At 62.2% G+C, this 15,755-nt stretch carries 9 protein-coding genes; 6 read left to right on the forward strand and 3 right to left on the reverse strand.

The annotated features are described in order from the left end of the window. Positions 1 to 168: 168 nt before the first annotated feature. Entirely contained in the window at positions 169 to 5,010 is a 4,842-nt protein-coding gene (locus HF916_RS15915) for an NAD-glutamate dehydrogenase (RefSeq protein ID WP_168789862.1), read from the forward strand. A gap of 154 nt (positions 5,011 to 5,164) precedes the next feature. Further along, positions 5,165 to 6,070, forward strand: a complete 906-nt coding sequence (locus HF916_RS15920; protein ID WP_168789863.1) for a cation diffusion facilitator family transporter — start codon at positions 5,165 to 5,167, stop codon at positions 6,068 to 6,070. Positions 6,071 to 6,086: 16 nt separating this feature from the next. On the opposite strand, the gene HF916_RS15925 is transcribed toward HF916_RS15920, so the two are convergent. Continuing rightward, positions 6,087 to 7,067 (reverse strand): aldo/keto reductase, encoded by a 981-nt coding sequence (locus HF916_RS15925; RefSeq protein ID WP_168789864.1) that lies wholly within the window; start codon positions 7,065 to 7,067, stop codon positions 6,087 to 6,089. A gap of 233 nt (positions 7,068 to 7,300) precedes the next feature. On the opposite strand from HF916_RS15925, the gene HF916_RS15930 reads away from it, so the two are divergent. Beyond that, positions 7,301 to 8,374, forward strand: coding sequence for a purine-nucleoside phosphorylase (locus tag HF916_RS15930; RefSeq protein ID WP_168789865.1), 1,074 nt, complete (start codon positions 7,301 to 7,303; stop codon positions 8,372 to 8,374). A 222-nt stretch (positions 8,375 to 8,596) separates the two neighbouring features. Here the strand turns inward: HF916_RS15930 and HF916_RS15935 are convergent, their stop codons facing one another. Beyond that, complete coding sequence (locus HF916_RS15935; protein WP_168789866.1) at positions 8,597 to 8,905, reverse strand: DUF4148 domain-containing protein; 309 nt, start codon at positions 8,903 to 8,905, stop codon at positions 8,597 to 8,599. Positions 8,906 to 9,146: 241 nt separating this feature from the next. After that, positions 9,147 to 10,151 (reverse strand): LysR family transcriptional regulator, encoded by a 1,005-nt coding sequence (locus HF916_RS15940; RefSeq protein ID WP_168789867.1) that lies wholly within the window; start codon positions 10,149 to 10,151, stop codon positions 9,147 to 9,149. 183 nt (positions 10,152 to 10,334) lie between these two features. On the opposite strand from HF916_RS15940, the gene HF916_RS15945 reads away from it, so the two are divergent. The 3 genes from HF916_RS15945 to HF916_RS15955 are packed head-to-tail and all read left to right on the forward strand — an operon-like array spanning position 10,335 to position 15,745. Continuing rightward, on the forward strand, positions 10,335 to 11,189 hold the full coding sequence (locus HF916_RS15945) for an alpha/beta hydrolase (protein WP_168789868.1): 855 nt from the start codon (positions 10,335 to 10,337) through the stop codon (positions 11,187 to 11,189). A 57-nt stretch (positions 11,190 to 11,246) separates the two neighbouring features. Further along, positions 11,247 to 12,503, forward strand: a complete 1,257-nt coding sequence (locus HF916_RS15950; protein WP_168789869.1) for an efflux RND transporter periplasmic adaptor subunit — start codon at positions 11,247 to 11,249, stop codon at positions 12,501 to 12,503. A 56-nt stretch (positions 12,504 to 12,559) separates the two neighbouring features. Next, positions 12,560 to 15,745, forward strand: coding sequence for an efflux RND transporter permease subunit (locus tag HF916_RS15955; protein WP_168789870.1), 3,186 nt, complete (start codon positions 12,560 to 12,562; stop codon positions 15,743 to 15,745). The last annotated feature ends 10 nt before the right edge of the window (positions 15,746 to 15,755 follow it).

Below are 15,755 nucleotides of genomic sequence, written 5' to 3' on the forward strand. Positions count from 1 at the left end.
CAGCCGGGCGGGGCGTAACGATGCATTCACCGGCAGCGGGTATAACCTAAGTGCCGTCGTCCGTCGCATGCCGGTCGTCAGGTGCATAATTCCCCTTCAGACGATGCATGCGAATCAAGCGAGTATTAAGCCATACCCGCCATTGCCGCCCAGCCGGGGGAGTTGATCATGCAAGCAAAGAACGAAGAAGCCGTCACGCACTTGCTGAACGATGTCGTCGAATTTGCGCGAGGGCGATTGCCCGAGCCAACCTTCAAGGTCGTCGAGACCTTTCTGCGGCACTACTACGATTTCGTCGATGCCGACGATCTGCAAAGCCGCTCGATTGCCGATCTCTACGGCGCGGCGCTCGCGCACTGGCAAACGGCGCAGCGCTTCGTGCCCGGCGCCGAACGGCTGCGCGTCTATAACCCGATTCTCGAACAGCACGGCTGGCACTCCGATCACACGGTGATCGAGATCGTCAATGACGACATGCCGTTTCTGGTCGATTCCGTCTCAATGGCGGTCAACCGGCTGGGCCTCGCGCTGCATTCAGTCGTGCATCCGGTGTTTCGCATCTGGCGTGCGCCCGACGGCAGTATCGCGCGGCTGATCCAGGGCGCCGAGGAAGCCACCGATACGCGTTCGCAGTTGACGTCGTTCATCCACTTCGAAGTGGACCGTTGCGGCGACGCCGCAAAACTCGACGCGCTGCGTGACGAAATCGCCAAGGTGTTGCGCGACGTGCGGGCGGCCGTCGAAGACTGGCCGAAGATCGTCGAACTCGCGCGCGTCACGATCAAAGGCATGAAAGCCGGTGAGGGCGGACCGGAAGGTCTGGAAGCCCGCGCGTTTCTCGAATGGATGGTGGCCGATCATTTCACCTTTCTCGGCCAGCGCGATTACGAACTGGTGCAGCACGACATCGGCTATGGTCTGCGCGCGGTGCCGGGTTCGGGTCTGGGCATTCTGCGCGATGCGCTGCGGCCCACCGGCGCCGCCGAGATCACGCCCTTGCCGCCGGCCGCGGCCGAGATCATTTCCGGTTCGTCGCCGATCTTTCTGACCAAGGCCAATTCACGGGCCACCGTGCACCGGCCGGGCTATCTGGACTATGTCGGCATCAAGCTGACCGGCGCGGACGGCAAGGTGACCGGCGAGCGGCGTTTCATCGGTCTCTATACGTCCACGGCGTATTTCGTGTCGGCCGCGGAGATTCCGATCGTGCGGCGCAAATGCGCGAATATCGTGAGACGAGCCGGTTTCTTGCCGAAAGGTCATCTGGCGAAATCGCTGGTCACGGTGCTCGAAACCTATCCGCGCGACGAGCTCTTTCAGGCCGAAGAGAATCAGCTCTACGATATCGCGCTAGGCGTGCTGCGTTTGCAGGAGCATCAGCGCACCCGGCTGTTCATACGGCGCGACCGCTTCGACCGGTTCGTGTCGTGTCTCGTGTTCGTGCCGCGCGACAAGTACAACACCGATCTGCGTCAGCGCATTGCCAATCTGCTGGCCGACGCATTCAACGGCGAGAGTGTCGAGTTCACGCCGCTACTGTCGGAGTCGACGCTGGCGCGCATTCACTTCGTCGTGCATGCAAAGCCGGGCGGCATGCCCAATGTCGATACACGCGAGCTGGAAGCGCGGCTCGTGCAGGTCACACGCCGCTGGCAGGACGATCTCGCCGACGCGTTGCTCGACGCCTTCGGCGAAGAGCAGGGCAACCGTCTGCTGCAACACTACGGCGATTCGTTTCCCCCCGGCTATCGCGACGATTATCCCGCCCGTACGGCAGTGCGTGATATCGAACTGATCGAACGCGTGCAAGGCAGCGAGCGGCTCGCGATGAACCTGTACCGCCCGATCGAATCGGGCCCGCGCGCGTTCCGCTTCAAGGTGTATCGCGCGGGTTTGCCGATCGCGTTGTCACGCAGTTTGCCGATGCTCGAACATCTCGGCGTGCGTGTCGATGAAGAGCGGCCCTATCTGATCGAGGCGCTGGGCGCGACGCCCGCATGGATTCACGACTTCGGCCTCGAACTCGCGGACGACGCCGAGTTCGACATCGAGCGCGTGAAGGATCTCTTCGAAGAAGCGTTCGAGCAGGTGTGGACCGGCGCGATTGAAAGCGACGATTTCAATCGGCTCGTGTTGCGCGCGCAATTGAATGCGCGCGAGGTGACGATCCTGCGCGCATACGCCAAGTATTTGCGGCAGGTCGGCTCGACCTTCAGCGACGCGTATATCGAGCGCGCGGTGACGGGCAATCCGGCGATTGCGCGCATGCTGGTGGAGTTGTTCATCGCCCGCTTCGATCCGGTATTGGGCGAGACGCGCGAGGCGCGCGTCGACGGCTGGCTCCACACGATCGACAGCGCGCTCGACCAGGTGCCGAATCTCGACGAAGACCGCATACTGCGGCAATTTCTCGGCGTCATCAAAGCCACCAAGCGGACGAACTACTTTCGCTTCGACGCCGATGGCAAACCGAAGCCGTATCTGTCCTTCAAGTTCGATCCCGCGCAAGTGCCCGGCTTGCCCGAACCGAAACCGATGTTCGAAATCTGGGTGTACTCGCCGCGTGTGGAAGGCGTGCATTTGCGCGGCGGACGCGTGGCGCGCGGCGGCTTGCGCTGGTCGGACCGGCGCGAGGACTTCCGCACGGAAGTGCTCGGGCTGATGAAGGCGCAGATGGTGAAGAACGTGGTGATCGTGCCGGTCGGCTCGAAAGGCGGCTTCGTCGTGAAGAATCCGCCGCCGCAAACCGAACGCGATGCGTGGATGCGCGAAGGCATTGCCTGCTATCAGACCTTCCTGCGCGGCCTGCTCGATCTGACCGACAATCTCGCGAGCACGGCCATCGTGCCGCCGCCCGACGTGGTGCGCCACGATCCCGACGATCCCTATCTGGTGGTCGCCGCCGACAAAGGCACGGCCACGTTCTCCGACTACGCGAACGCGATCTCGCAGGAATATGGCTTCTGGCTCGACGACGCGTTTGCGTCGGGCGGCTCGGTCGGTTACGACCACAAGAAAATGGCTATCACCGCGCGCGGTGCGTGGGAGTCGGTCAAGCGGCACTTCCGCGAAATGGGCGTGGATACGCAGACCATGGACTTCACAGTGGTCGGCGTGGGCGATATGTCGGGCGATGTGTTCGGCAACGGCATGCTGCTTTCGCCGCATATCAAGCTCGTGGCCGCGTTCGATCATCGGCATATCTTTCTCGATCCGAATCCCGATCCGGCGGTCAGTCTTGCCGAGCGCGGGCGTCTGTTCATTCTCGACCGCTCCAGTTGGGCCGACTACGATCCTTCGCTGATTTCTGCGGGCGGCGGCGTGTTTCCGCGCAGCGCCAAGACCATTCCGCTGTCGCCGGCGGTGCAGTCGGTGCTCGGCATCAGTGCGCCGGCGCTCGCGCCTGCTGAATTGATGCGTGCGATTCTGCAGGCGCCGGTCGATCTGCTGTACAACGGCGGTATCGGCACCTATGTGAAGGCGAGCCGCGAAACGCATCTGCAAGTCGGCGACCGTGCCAACGACGCGATTCGCGTCAACGGTGCCGATCTGCATTGCAAGGTCGTGGCCGAGGGCGGCAATCTCGGCCTTACGCAGTTGGGGCGCATCGAATTCGCGCAGCGCGGCGGCCGTATCAATACCGATGCGATCGACAACTCCGCGGGCGTTGACTGCTCGGATCACGAGGTCAACATCAAGATTCTGCTGGGCCTGGTCGTCTCCGACGGCGAAATGACGGAGAAGCAACGCAACGCGCTGCTCGCCGAAATGACCGACGAAGTCGGCTTGCTCGTGCTGCAGGACAACTACTACCAGACGCAGGCGCTGTCGATTGCGGGCCGCTACGGCGTCGAATTACTCGACGCGGAAGCGCGCCTGATGCGCTACCTCGAACGTGCGGGGCGTCTGAATCGCGTGATCGAGTTTCTGCCGACCGACGAAGAAGTCGCCGAACGGCAGGCCGCCAAGCAAGGGCTCACCACGCCGGAGCGCGCGGTGCTGCTCGCCTACAGCAAGATGTGGCTGTACGACGCGCTGCTCGAATCGCCGATGCCGGAAGACCCGCTCGTCAGCGACATGCTGGTCGAGTATTTTCCGAAACCGTTGCGGCAGCGCTTCAGCGAACCGATGCAACGCCACCCGCTGCGCCGCGAAATTCTCGCGACGCATCTGACTAACGCGTTAGTGAATCGTGTGGGCTGCGAGTTCGTGCACCGGCTGATGGAGGAAACCGACGCGCAGCCTGGCGTTATCGTGCGGGCCTGCATCATGGCGCGCGACGTGTTCGATCTCGACGACGTCTGGCGCAGCATCGACGCGCTCGACAACCGCGTCGCCGACGACATCCAGGCGCGCATGTTCGTCGAAGTTGCGCGGCTCGTCGAGCGTTCCGCGCTGTGGTTCCTGCGGCAATTGCAATCGGGCGCGGTCAGCGACCGCGACGTGGCCGGCCTGCTCGCGCGTTGTCGCGACGCGGCGCAACGCCTTGCGCCGCAATGGCCCGCGCTGTTGCCGAGCGCCGATCTCGAAGCGCTCTCCGAGCGGCAACGCGTGTTCGTGGACGCCGGCGTGGACAGCGAACTGGCGGTGCGGGTCGCGGGCGGCGAGATCTCGGCCGCGTTGCTCGATATCGCCGAAGTGTCGTCGACCTGCGGACGCAGTCTCGAACTGGTGGCGGGCGTCTATTTCGCGCTTGGCACGCTACTCAATTCCAGCTGGATCAGCGAACGCGCGGCCGCGCTGCCGGCCCCCACGCACTGGGACATGCTGGCGCGCGCGACGGCGGTGGCCGACATCGCGCGTCTCAAACGCGCGTTGACGACGAGCGCATTGGCCGGCGCCGATGAAGCCTCCACACCCGAGACGCTAGTCGAGGCATGGCGTGAGAAGCGCACCGCGCAACTGGAACGCTACGCGCGCCTTCTGGCCGATCTGCGGGCCACCGGCGGTGCGAGCCTGTCGATGCTGCTGGTGATCGTGCGTGAAATGGCGGCGCTCGAAAGGGCATAACACGGCTTGAGGCGAAGGAAGGCGAACGAGGTAGAGCGCAAGCGGAGCACGGTGCAACAACACCCGGGTTGGACGCATGCCGCCCGGCATGCCCATAATACGGGCTGTTGCCCATCGAAAGCTCTTTGCAAACTCACGGACGCCTTCCACGACGATGAAAGAAGAATCGCCGAAAGCCATTTTTTATGCGCTCGCCGCCAACCTCGGCATCGCCATCTGCAAGTTCGCGGCTGCCGCGTCCACCGGTTCCGGCTCGATGTTCGCCGAGGCCATCCACTCCACCGCCGATTGCGGCAATCAATTGCTGTTGCTATTCGGTCTGCGTGAAGCGCGCAAGCCGGCGAGCCCGTTGCATCCCATGGGCGGCGGCCGCGAGATCAACTTCTATTCGCTGCTGGTCGCGCTTCTGCTGTTCTTTGTCGGCGGTGCGTTCTCGGTGTATGAGGGCGTGCATCGTTTGTTCGTGCGCGAGCCGTTGCAGTATGCGTATGTGGCGCTGCTGGTGCTCGGCGTGTCCGTGGTGCTCGAGGCGCTTTCCTTGTGGGGCGCCGTCAAGGAAATCCGCAAGACGCATCCCGACAAAAACATGTGGCGCTGGTTTCGGGAGACACGCGAATCCGAACTGCTCGTGGTAGCCGGCGAGGATATCGCCGCGCTGGCGGGCCTTGCGATGGCCTTCGTGGCCGTGCTGCTCACCATGGTGACCGGCAACCCTGTCTACGACGCGCTGGGGTCCATCGGCGTCGGCGTGCTGCTGATGGTGATCGCGTGGCTGGTGGCGCGTGAAGTGAAGTCGATGATCGTCGGCGAATCGGCGAGCCCCGAAGTGCGGCGCGCTATCGAAGCGCATCTGCGCGCGCGTACCGAGATTCGCAGCATCATCAATATGATCACGCTGCAATGGGGCCGTCATGTGGTGGTGGCCGTGCAGGCGGAAATGATCGACTACGCGAGCGGCCGCGCCATGGTCGATGCGATCAACGTGATCGAAGCGGACTTGCAGGCCACGTTTCCGCAAGTCCGCTGGGTGTTTTTCGAACCGGAGGTGCCGCGCGTTTGAGCGGCACGTGTGGCGCTTACTTGAAGCCGGTCACCGCGTGCGGCACATACAGCTCTTCGAGCTGGCGGATTTCGTCCTCGCTTAAGTTGAGCGAAAGCGCGGCCACCGCATCGTCGAGATGATGCAGCTTGGTCGCGCCGACGATCGGCGCGGTGATCGGCTTCTTCTGCAACACCCACGCGAGTGCGACCTGCGCACGCGGCACGCCGCGCTCCTTGGCGATCTGGCCGACCCGCTCGACAATCTGCCGATCCGCGTCTTCCGTCTGCGCGTAAAGCGTGCGGCCGAATTCGTCGGTCTCGGAGCGCGCGCTTTCGGTGCTCCAGTCACGCGTCAGGCGGCCGCGCGCGAGCGGGCTCCACGGAATCACGCCGATACCTTCGCTTTCGCAGAGCGGCAGCATTTCGCGCTCTTCCTCGCGATATAGCAGATTCACGTAGTTCTGCATTGTCACGAAGCGCGTCCAGCCATTCTTCTCAGCCACGTGCAACGCCTTGGCGAACTGCCACGCATACATGGACGACGCGCCGATGTAGCGCGCCTTGCCGGCCTTCACGACATCGTGCAGCGCTTCCATGGTTTCTTCGATCGGCGTGCCGTAGTCCCAGCGATGGATCTGGTACAGGTCCACGTAGTCCGTGCCGAGGCGCCTGAGGCTGTGGTCGATCTCCGACATGATCGCCTTGCGCGACAGGCCGGCGCCGTTCGGGCCCGGATGCATGCGGCTATTCACCTTGGTGGCCAGCACGATCTCGTCGCGCTTCGCAAAATCCTTCAGCGCGCGGCCGACAATCTCCTCGCTCGTGCCGTCCGAATAGACGTTGGCGGTGTCGAAGAAATTGATGCCGTGGTCGAGCGCCTGCTTGATGAAGGGGCGCGCCGCTTCATCGTCGAGCGACCAGGGATGCGTGCCGCGAGACGGCACGCCGTAGCTCATGCAACCGAGACAAAGACGCGATACATCGAGGCCGGTGCGGCCGAGTTTCACATAATCCATCGTGGTGCTCCTGTTATGAAGTGCACAAAGCCGGTGCGCTGCGGACTATCGATTATAAGAAAACGCCGAAGAACGCGTGCGGACCCGATTGGCGTGCTTTTCCTGCAGTGCACGTCAACGCTGACCGGGAGCGCATCGTGTAGTGGAAAATAATTTCTTCGCACCTATACTTCTTTCGGCCTGAAAGCAGCACTCTCTCCCAACCTGCATCACAAGCAAAAAGGAAGATCACGATGCTGACTCGCTCACTCGGCGCCGTCTGCGCCATTACCCTCGCGGCATGCGCGGCCTTTTCGTCCGGGCCGGCCAGTGCGGACGACAACGACGGTTTCTCGCACGGCGACGGCGGCTCGCACGGGCAGCCCGTCAAGGTGATGATCATTTCGATGTTCGGGCCGGAAGGGCAAGTGTGGCTCGATAACCTCGGACCCTGGCGCGAGATTGCCGTGGACGGCTTGTCGCCCGATTACCCGACCGTCCATTGCAACAAGCAGGACGTGTGCGTGATGACCACCGGCATGGGACATAGCAACGCCGCTGCGTCGATCATGGCACTGACGTTCTCGCCGCGTTTCGATTTGCGGCATACGTACTTCATGGTTGCCGGCATTGCCGGGATCGATCCGCAGCAAGGTACGGTGGGGTCCGCCGCGTGGGCGAAGTATCTGGTCGACTTCGGGATTCAATGGGAGATCGACGGGCGCGAGATTCCGCCCGGCTGGGATACGGGCTACCTTGGCATCAACACCACGAGTCCTTCGGCCAAGCCGCCGCTCGACTACCGCACCGAAGTGTTCCAGTTGAACATCCGGCTCGCCAATACGGCCTTCGCCTTGTCTCGCAACGTGACGCTGTCCGATAACACGCAGGCTCAGGCCGCACGGGCGAAGTATTCGTATGCCCCGGCGAATCGGCCGCCAACTGTCATTCAATGCGATACGCTGGCCGGCGATACGTGGTGGTCAGGAACCCTGCTTGGGCAGCGAGCCCGGGATTGGACCAAAATCCTGACCGATGGAAAAGGCGTCTACTGCACGACGCAGCAAGAGGACAACGCCACCTACGAAGCGCTCAAGCGCGCGGCTTCAGTAAACAAGGTGGATTTGAATCGCGTTGCCGTGTTGCGGGCGGGCTCCGATTTCGATCGGCCCTACGACGGGCAGACGAGTGCGGACAACCTGCTGAACTATGCCGCGCAAGGTGGCTTTACGATCGCCATCCAGAATCTGTTCCTCTCGGGCAATCCCCTCGTGCAGGATATCTCCACACACTGGAGCGAGTGGCGTGACGGCGTGCCGAGGCGCTAGGTCTCTGCAAATGTGACTGTGCCCGCGGACCTGGTCTGCGGGCACTTGCTGCTACCTTCGACACTTAGTGTTGCGGCGCGCGATACGGCGTCCACACAGGGGTGTCGGTATCCCAATTGTCGAGTTCCGAAGGTGTCATGATGAGCTCCTTTTTGAAGACTGCATGAATAGCGCCGCAATGATTATTTCTTTTGGAAACCGAATCATTGCGGCAAGCTGGTTTTACTGTCCGTTGGCCACGCGCGTGACGTCGCCGCTCGTGCCTTCCTGCAGCGCGATGCGTTGGGCCTGGGTTTGACCGATCAGACCTTTGTTCGGATACGTCGTGCGATTCAGCGCGGGCAGCGAACCGTCGCGATAGGCTGCGACAAGTTCGGCCTTCACTTCTTCACGCGACTTCGCGGTCGTGGTCGGCGCGGGTTGCGTGTCGTAAGAGCCGGCGCGGCCAATGCCGCCGCTGCTGCTTTGTGCAAACACCGGTGCGCTCACGAGCAGCGAAAGAGCCAGACCTGCTAAGAGATTGCGTTTCATGATTCACTCCTGTCGATTCGTTTGCAGCACGAGCGGCGCTGCGACAGGGTGAAATGTAGACTTCGAGGCAGTGCGGATAAACTACACTTTCGCGAAATGAATTGTCGCGATTCCAGAACAATCGCGCTGACACTGCGTGAAACGCCTTGCTGGCGTTGCCGCACAAGAAAACCGCGGCATTAGCGCCGCGGTTGGAATTCACTGTTCCAGATTCTGTACTTCGAACTTCAATTCGCGAGAATCACGCGACCCATTCCGTAATCACCGGCGTGTCGAGCATCGGTGCAGACTCGCGTTCTTCGAAAGTGCGCTTCGTGCACGTTGCGTCCAGACTGCCACGTCCGCTCAATAACGGACAACGGTCGAACAGCTCCGCGATCCAGTCTACGAAAACGCGGACTTTAGGCGACAGATGCCGGCTGTGCGGATAGACTGCCGAAATTGGCATCGGCAAAGGCTTCAGTTCCGGCAGCACTTCGACCAACTGGCCCGAGCGCAGATGCGGCAGCACCATGAAGAGCGCAGGCTGAATCAGGCCGAAGCCTTCCAACCCGCAAGTCACGTAGGCGTCCGCGTCGTTCACCGAGACGATGCTCTTCATTTTCACTTCGACTTCTTTGCCATCAACCACGAAGGCCCAATCGAGCGTGCGACCCGTGCGGCTCGAAAAGTAATTGACTGCTTTGTGATTCTCCAGGTCTTCGAGCGATGTCGGCATGCCCGCACGCTCGATGTAGTCGGGGGCCGCGCAGGTCACGCCCTCGAATAAACCGATCCGACGCGCCACCAGCGAGGAATCCTGTAGCGCGCCGACCCGCACCACGCAATCCACGCCTTCCTGCAACAGGTCAACCGGCCGGTCCGTCAGGCCGAGTTGCAGGTCGATGTCCGGATAGCGCGTGTGGAATTCACACAGCGAAGGAATCACCAGCAAGCGGCCGATCGACCCCGGCATGTCGATGCGCAGCTTGCCGTGCGGCTTTTTATTGCCGCTTTGAAAACTGGCCTCGGTCTCTTCGACGTCCGCGAGGATGCGCACGCAGCGTTCGTAGTACGCCGCGCCGTCCGGCGTGAGCGACAAACGGCGCGTGGTCCGATGCATCAGACGCGTGCCGAGGAACGCTTCGAGGTTCTGAATAATCGTGGTAACCGATGCGCGCGGCAGGTCGAGCGTTTCCGCTGCACGGGTAAAGCTGTTGGTGTCGACGACACGAGTGAACACTTGCATGGCCTGAAGCCGATCCATTGCAGACCTCCAATAGGGGCTGGCGCACTGAGCAGGAAAGGACTCCACCGCGAATCCGCAGACAATCCCATTCGATTGTTCAGGGGCGCCGAATTGTGTTGCCGGATTATAGGCATTTATTTACGAGTCTGCCGAACCCACAATTCGCACCATTGAAGTTCTATGCGCATTGCGCGGCTCGACATGGAAGCATTTAAACCGCCGTACTCCTTTGTGCCCACCGGCAGCAGCCCGGACGAGGCCGACAGCACGGCACTCGAAGTCACTGACGTGCAGATCGAAGGGCACGCGCAGGACATCACGTTGCGTCTGTACCGGCAGGCCAAGAAAACCGCACTGCCAGTACTGCTTTATTTCCACGGTGGTGGCTTTACGAAGGGCTCGATCGACCAGGCGGACTTCGCCTCGCGTTATTTCGCAGAACACTTACCGGCTCTGGTCGTGTCGGTCGGTTACTCGCTGGCGCCGCGGTTTCCGTTTCCCGCCGCACCTGAAGACGCGCACCGCGCGGCGCTGTGGGTGCAAACGCGGGCGCGTGCGTTCGGTGGCAACAGTAAGAAGGTCGGCGTAGCCGGCCACGATGCGGGCGGGCAATTGGCCAATTGCCTCGCTTTCATCGCGCGGGATCGCGGTGACGTGCGCATTTCCGCGCAAGCGCTGTTCGGGCCGATGCTCGACCCGAGTCTCACGCGCCTGGGCGACGAAAAGCGCCTCGGCTCGGACATCACGGCAAAAGAGTGCGCGGCGTGTTATCGCGCGTATCTGCCGCAAGCGTCGCAGCGCATGCATCCGTATGCCGCGCCGCTCGAATCGTCGCGGCTCGCGGGCCTGCCTGCCACGCTGATCGCGACGGCGCAAAACGACGTGCTGCATGTGGAAGCGGAGAAATACGCTAGCAGTCTGATCGACGCCGGTGTGCTGACTCAGGTGGTCCGCTATCCGAGTGTCTCGCATGCCGCGTTGGCCGATCATCCGCCCGCCTTGCAGGAAGCGGTGCGATTTTTTCAGTGGCGCTTCGATGCGCGCGCCCATCGCTGAAACACGCGCTGAAACACGAATAAGCAGAACTTTAATCAACGATCTCGGGAGCTTCACATGACTATCCTTCCTCTTTCCCGTCGCCGTGTGGCGATTGCCGCACTTGCTGTCCTCGTCGTGGCCGGGCTGGGCACGTTCGGCGCGATTCGCGTGGATGCGAGCTCGCCCGCCGCGCCGACCATCGTGCCGGAAGTCGATGTGGCCACCGTGGTGCAAAAAACGATCACCGACTGGCAGAGCTATTCGGGCCGCCTCGAAGCCGTAGAAAAAGTGGACGTGCGTTCGCAGGTGCCGGGCACCATCGTGTCCGTCAACTTCAAGGACGGCGCGCTCGTGAAGAAAGGCGACACGCTGTTCGTGATCGATCCGCGTCCGTACGCTGCTGAAGTGGATCGCGCCGAAGCGCAACTCGCCGCTGCGCAGGCGCGCACGGGCTACACGCAAAGCGATTGGGAGCGCGCACAACGTCTGATCGCCGACAACGCGATCGCCAAGCGTGACTACGACGAGAAGCAGAACGCCGCGCGCGAAGCGAGCGCCAACCTGAAGGCCGCGCAAGCCGCCGTCGAAACCGCCCGCATCAATCTCGGCTACACGAAGATTGTCGCGCCGGTGGCGGGCCGCGTGTCGCGCGCGGAGATCACGGTGGGCAACGTGATATCGGCGGGCGCGAGCGCGGCGCCGCTCACCACGCTGGTGTCGGTGTCGCCGATTTACGCATCGTTCGACGCGGACGAACAAACGTATCTGCAATACCTGAGCCGCGCGAAAGACGGCAGCAAGGTGCCGGTGGAACTCGGTCTCGCGGACGAAAGCGGGTACTCGCGCAGCGGCGTGATCGAGTCGGTGGATAACCGTCTCGACACGTCGTCGGGCACGATCCGCGTGCGTGCGCGCTTCGATAACCAGGATGGTGCGCTGATTCCGGGTTTGTATGCGCGCGTGAAAGTCGGCGGCAGCGAGCCGCATCCGGCGCTCTTGATCGACGACGCCGCGGTGGGCACCGATCAGGACAAGAAGTTCGTACTGGTGGTCGACGAGGGCAATCACGTCGTGTATCGCTCGATCGACGTGGGCGGCATGCAGGGCAATCTGCGCGTGGTCAAGGGCGGCCTGAAAGCCACTGACCGGATCGTCGTGAACGGCATTCAGCGCGTGCGTCCTGGCGATTCGGTGCGCGCGCATATGGTGCCGATGACAACGGATGACGATCCGAACAGCGCACCGCTCGCACAAAAGCAGACGCCCGCACAGCCGCAATCGCAGTCACAGGCGCAATCGCAGACGCGCACCAAAGCGGACAAGAATTCGTGAGCCTCGCGTGCCGCGGCCTGACTGCGCGGCGCATGCTCCAACGTTAAGAGCTTCCCATGAACATATCCAAATTCTTCATCGATCGACCGATCTTTGCCGGCGTACTGTCGGTATTGATCCTGCTGGCGGGCATTATTTCGCTCTTCAAGCTGCCGATCTCGGAGTATCCGGAAGTCGTGCCGCCTTCGGTGGTGGTGCACGCGCAGTATCCGGGTGCGAATCCGAAGGTGATCGCCGAAGCGGTCGCTTCGCCGCTCGAAGAGCAGATCAACGGCGTCGAGAACATGCTGTACATGCAGTCGCAAGCGAATAGCGACGGCAATCTCACGCTCACGGTGACCTTCAAGCTCGGCACCAATCCGGACCTTGCGACGCAGCTCGTGCAGAACCGCGTCAACCAGGCGCTGCCGCGTCTGCCGGAAGACGTGCAGCGTCTCGGCGTCACGACGATCAAGAGCTCGCCCACGCTGACCATGGTGGTGCATTTGATCTCGCCGAACAATCGCTACGACATGACGTATCTGCGCAATTACGCGCTGCTGAACGTCAAGGATCGGCTCGCGCGGATTCAGGGCGTCGGCGAAGTGCAGTTGTGGGGTTCGGGCGATTACGCGATGCGCGTCTGGCTCGATCCGCAGAAAGTGGCGCAACGCGGTTTGACGGCGACCGAAGTGGTCAACGCGATCCGTGAACAGAACATTCAGGTGGCAGCCGGTGTGATCGGCGCATCGCCTTCGGTGCCGGGCACGCAATTGCAGTTGTCGGTGAATGCGCGTGGCCGTTTGAGGACTGAGGGCGAATTCGGCGACATCATCGTCAAGACCACGCCGGACGGTGGCGTGACCTACCTGAAAGATATTGCGCGGATCGAACTCGCGGCCTCGGAATACGGCCTGCGTTCGCTGCTCGACAACAAGCCGGCGGTGGCGCTCGCCATCAACCAGGCGCCAGGCGCGAACTCGCTCGCGATTTCCGATCAGGTGCGCTCCGCAATGAAGGAACTCGCGGAAGACATGCCGGCGGGCGTCGAATACAAGATCGTCTATGACCCGACTCAGTTCGTGCGCTCGAGTATCGAGGCGGTCGTGCATACGCTGCTCGAAGCGATTGCGCTGGTGGTGATCGTCGTGATCGTGTTCCTGCAGACCTGGCGTGCTTCGATCATTCCGTTGATCGCCGTGCCGGTGTCGATCGTGGGGACGTTCTCGTTGCTGCTCGCGTTCGGCTTCTCAATCAACGCGTTGTCATTGTTCGGCATGGTGCTCGCCATCGGGATCGTGGTGGACGATGCGATCGTGGTGGTGGAGAACGTCGAGCGGAACATCGAAAACGGGCTGAGTGCGCGCGACGCGACGTATAAGGCGATGCAGGAAGTGAGCGGGCCGATTATCGCTATCGCGCTGACACTCGTCGCCGTGTTCGTGCCGCTCGCGTTCATGACCGGTTTGACGGGCCAGTTCTACAAGCAGTTTGCGATGACCATCGCGATTTCGACGGTGATCTCGGCGTTCAATTCGTTGACATTGTCGCCGGCGCTGGCCGCGATGCTGTTGCGTAGCCACGGCGCGAAAGAAGACATCCTGACGCGAGTGATGAACCGCCTGCTGGGTGGTTTCTTCAAGCGCTTCAACAAGGTTTTTCATCGCGGTTCGACGGAGTATGGGCGCGGCGTGACTGGCGTGCTGCGTCGTAAGGGCGCGATGCTCGCGGTGTACGCCATTCTGCTGGGCGCGACCGTGCTGATCTCGCGCGTGGTGCCGGGCGGCTTCGTGCCCGCGCAGGACAAGGAGTACCTGATTGCCTTCGCGCAATTACCGAACGGTGCATCGCTGGATCGCACGGAGAAGGTGATTCGCGACATGAGTTCGATCGCGCTGAAGCAGCCGGGCGTGGAGAGCGCGGTGGCGTTCCCGGGTCTGTCGGTGAACGGCTTCACGAATAGCTCCAGCGCGGGCATCGTTTTCGTCACGCTCAAGCCCTTCAAGGATCGCGGCAACAAGAAACTCTCGGCCGGTGCGATTGCCGGCGCGCTGAATCAGCAATACGGCGCGATCAAGGATTCGTTCGTCGCGGTGTTCCCGCCCCCACCGGTGCTCGGTCTCGGCACGCTCGGCGGCTTCAAGATGCAGTTGGAGGATCACGGCGCGCTCGGTTACGCGGAGTTGAACAAGGCCGCGGAAGCGTTCGTGAAGAAGGCCGCGCAGACGCCTGAACTCGGCCCGACCTTCTCCAGCTATCAGATCAACGTGCCGCAACTGAACGTCGACCTGGACCGCGTGAAGGCCAAGCAACTCGGCGTACCGGTCACGGACGTGTTCAACACGATGCAGATCTATCTGGGCTCGCTGTATGTGAACGACTTCAACCGCTTCGGCCGCGTGTATCAGGTGCGGGTGCAGGCGGACGCGCCGTTCCGTCAACGCGCCGACGACATCCTGCAACTGAAGACGCGCAATGCCGCGGGCGACATGGTGCCGTTGTCGTCACTGGTGACGGTGACGCCGACGTTCGGTCCGGAAATGGTCGTGCGTTACAACGGCTATACGGCTGCCGACATCAACGGTGGACCGGCGCCGGGCTTCTCGTCGGGTCAGGCGCAAGCCGCGGCCGAACGCGTGGCGGCGGAAGTCCTGCCGCACGGCGTGAAGCTCGAATGGACCGACCTCACGTATCAGCAGCTTCTGGCGGGCAATGCGGGCTTGTGGGTGTTCCCGATCAGCGTGCTGCTCGTGTTCCTCGTGCTCGCCGCACTGTATGAAAGTCTGACGCTGCCGCTCGCGGTGATCCTGATCGTGCCGATGAGCGTGTTGTCCGCGCTGACGGGTGTGTGGCTCACGGGTGGCGACAACAACATTTTCACGCAGATCGGTTTGATGGTGCTGGTGGGCTTGTCGGCGAAGAACGCGATTCTGATCGTCGAGTTCGCTCGCGAACTGGAGCATGACGGGCATACGCCGCTGTCGGCGGCGATCGAGGCGAGCCGCTTGCGTCTGCGGCCGATTCTGATGACGTCGATCGCCTTCATCATGGGCGTGGTGCCGCTGGTGTTGTCGAGCGGAGCCGGTTCGGAGATGCGTCATGCGATGGGTATCGCGGTGTTCTTCGGCATGCTCGGCGTCACGCTGTTCGGTCTGATGCTGACCCCTGTGTTCTATGTGGTGCTGCGTACGCTAGCGGGCGGAACGATTCACGTCGCGCAGAAAGACGCGCCGCACTATGGCGCGCCGGTGACGGACGCCTGAGGAGAAAACA

The organism is Paraburkholderia aromaticivorans, from assembly GCF_012689525.1.
Taxonomy (GTDB): Bacteria; Pseudomonadota; Gammaproteobacteria; order Burkholderiales; family Burkholderiaceae; genus Paraburkholderia; species Paraburkholderia aromaticivorans_A.

Excerpts from the sequence above, each read along its gene's own strand:
- HF916_RS15940 (WP_168789867.1), bottom strand. The coding sequence starts at position 10,151 with ATGGATCGGCTTCAGGCCATGCAAGTGTTCACTCGTGTCGTCGACACC.
- HF916_RS15945 (WP_168789868.1), top strand. The coding sequence starts at position 10,335 with ATGGAAGCATTTAAACCGCCGTACTCCTTTGTGCCCACCGGCAGCAGC.
- HF916_RS15930 (WP_168789865.1), top strand. The coding sequence starts at position 7,301 with ATGCTGACTCGCTCACTCGGCGCCGTCTGCGCCATTACCCTCGCGGCA.
- HF916_RS15925 (WP_168789864.1), bottom strand. The coding sequence starts at position 7,067 with ATGGATTATGTGAAACTCGGCCGCACCGGCCTCGATGTATCGCGTCTT.
- HF916_RS15955 (WP_168789870.1), top strand. The coding sequence starts at position 12,560 with ATGAACATATCCAAATTCTTCATCGATCGACCGATCTTTGCCGGCGTA.
- HF916_RS15915 (WP_168789862.1), top strand. The coding sequence starts at position 169 with ATGCAAGCAAAGAACGAAGAAGCCGTCACGCACTTGCTGAACGATGTC.
- HF916_RS15935 (WP_168789866.1), bottom strand. The coding sequence starts at position 8,905 with ATGAAACGCAATCTCTTAGCAGGTCTGGCTCTTTCGCTGCTCGTGAGC.
- HF916_RS15950 (WP_168789869.1), top strand. The coding sequence starts at position 11,247 with ATGACTATCCTTCCTCTTTCCCGTCGCCGTGTGGCGATTGCCGCACTT.
- HF916_RS15920 (WP_168789863.1), top strand. The coding sequence starts at position 5,165 with ATGAAAGAAGAATCGCCGAAAGCCATTTTTTATGCGCTCGCCGCCAAC.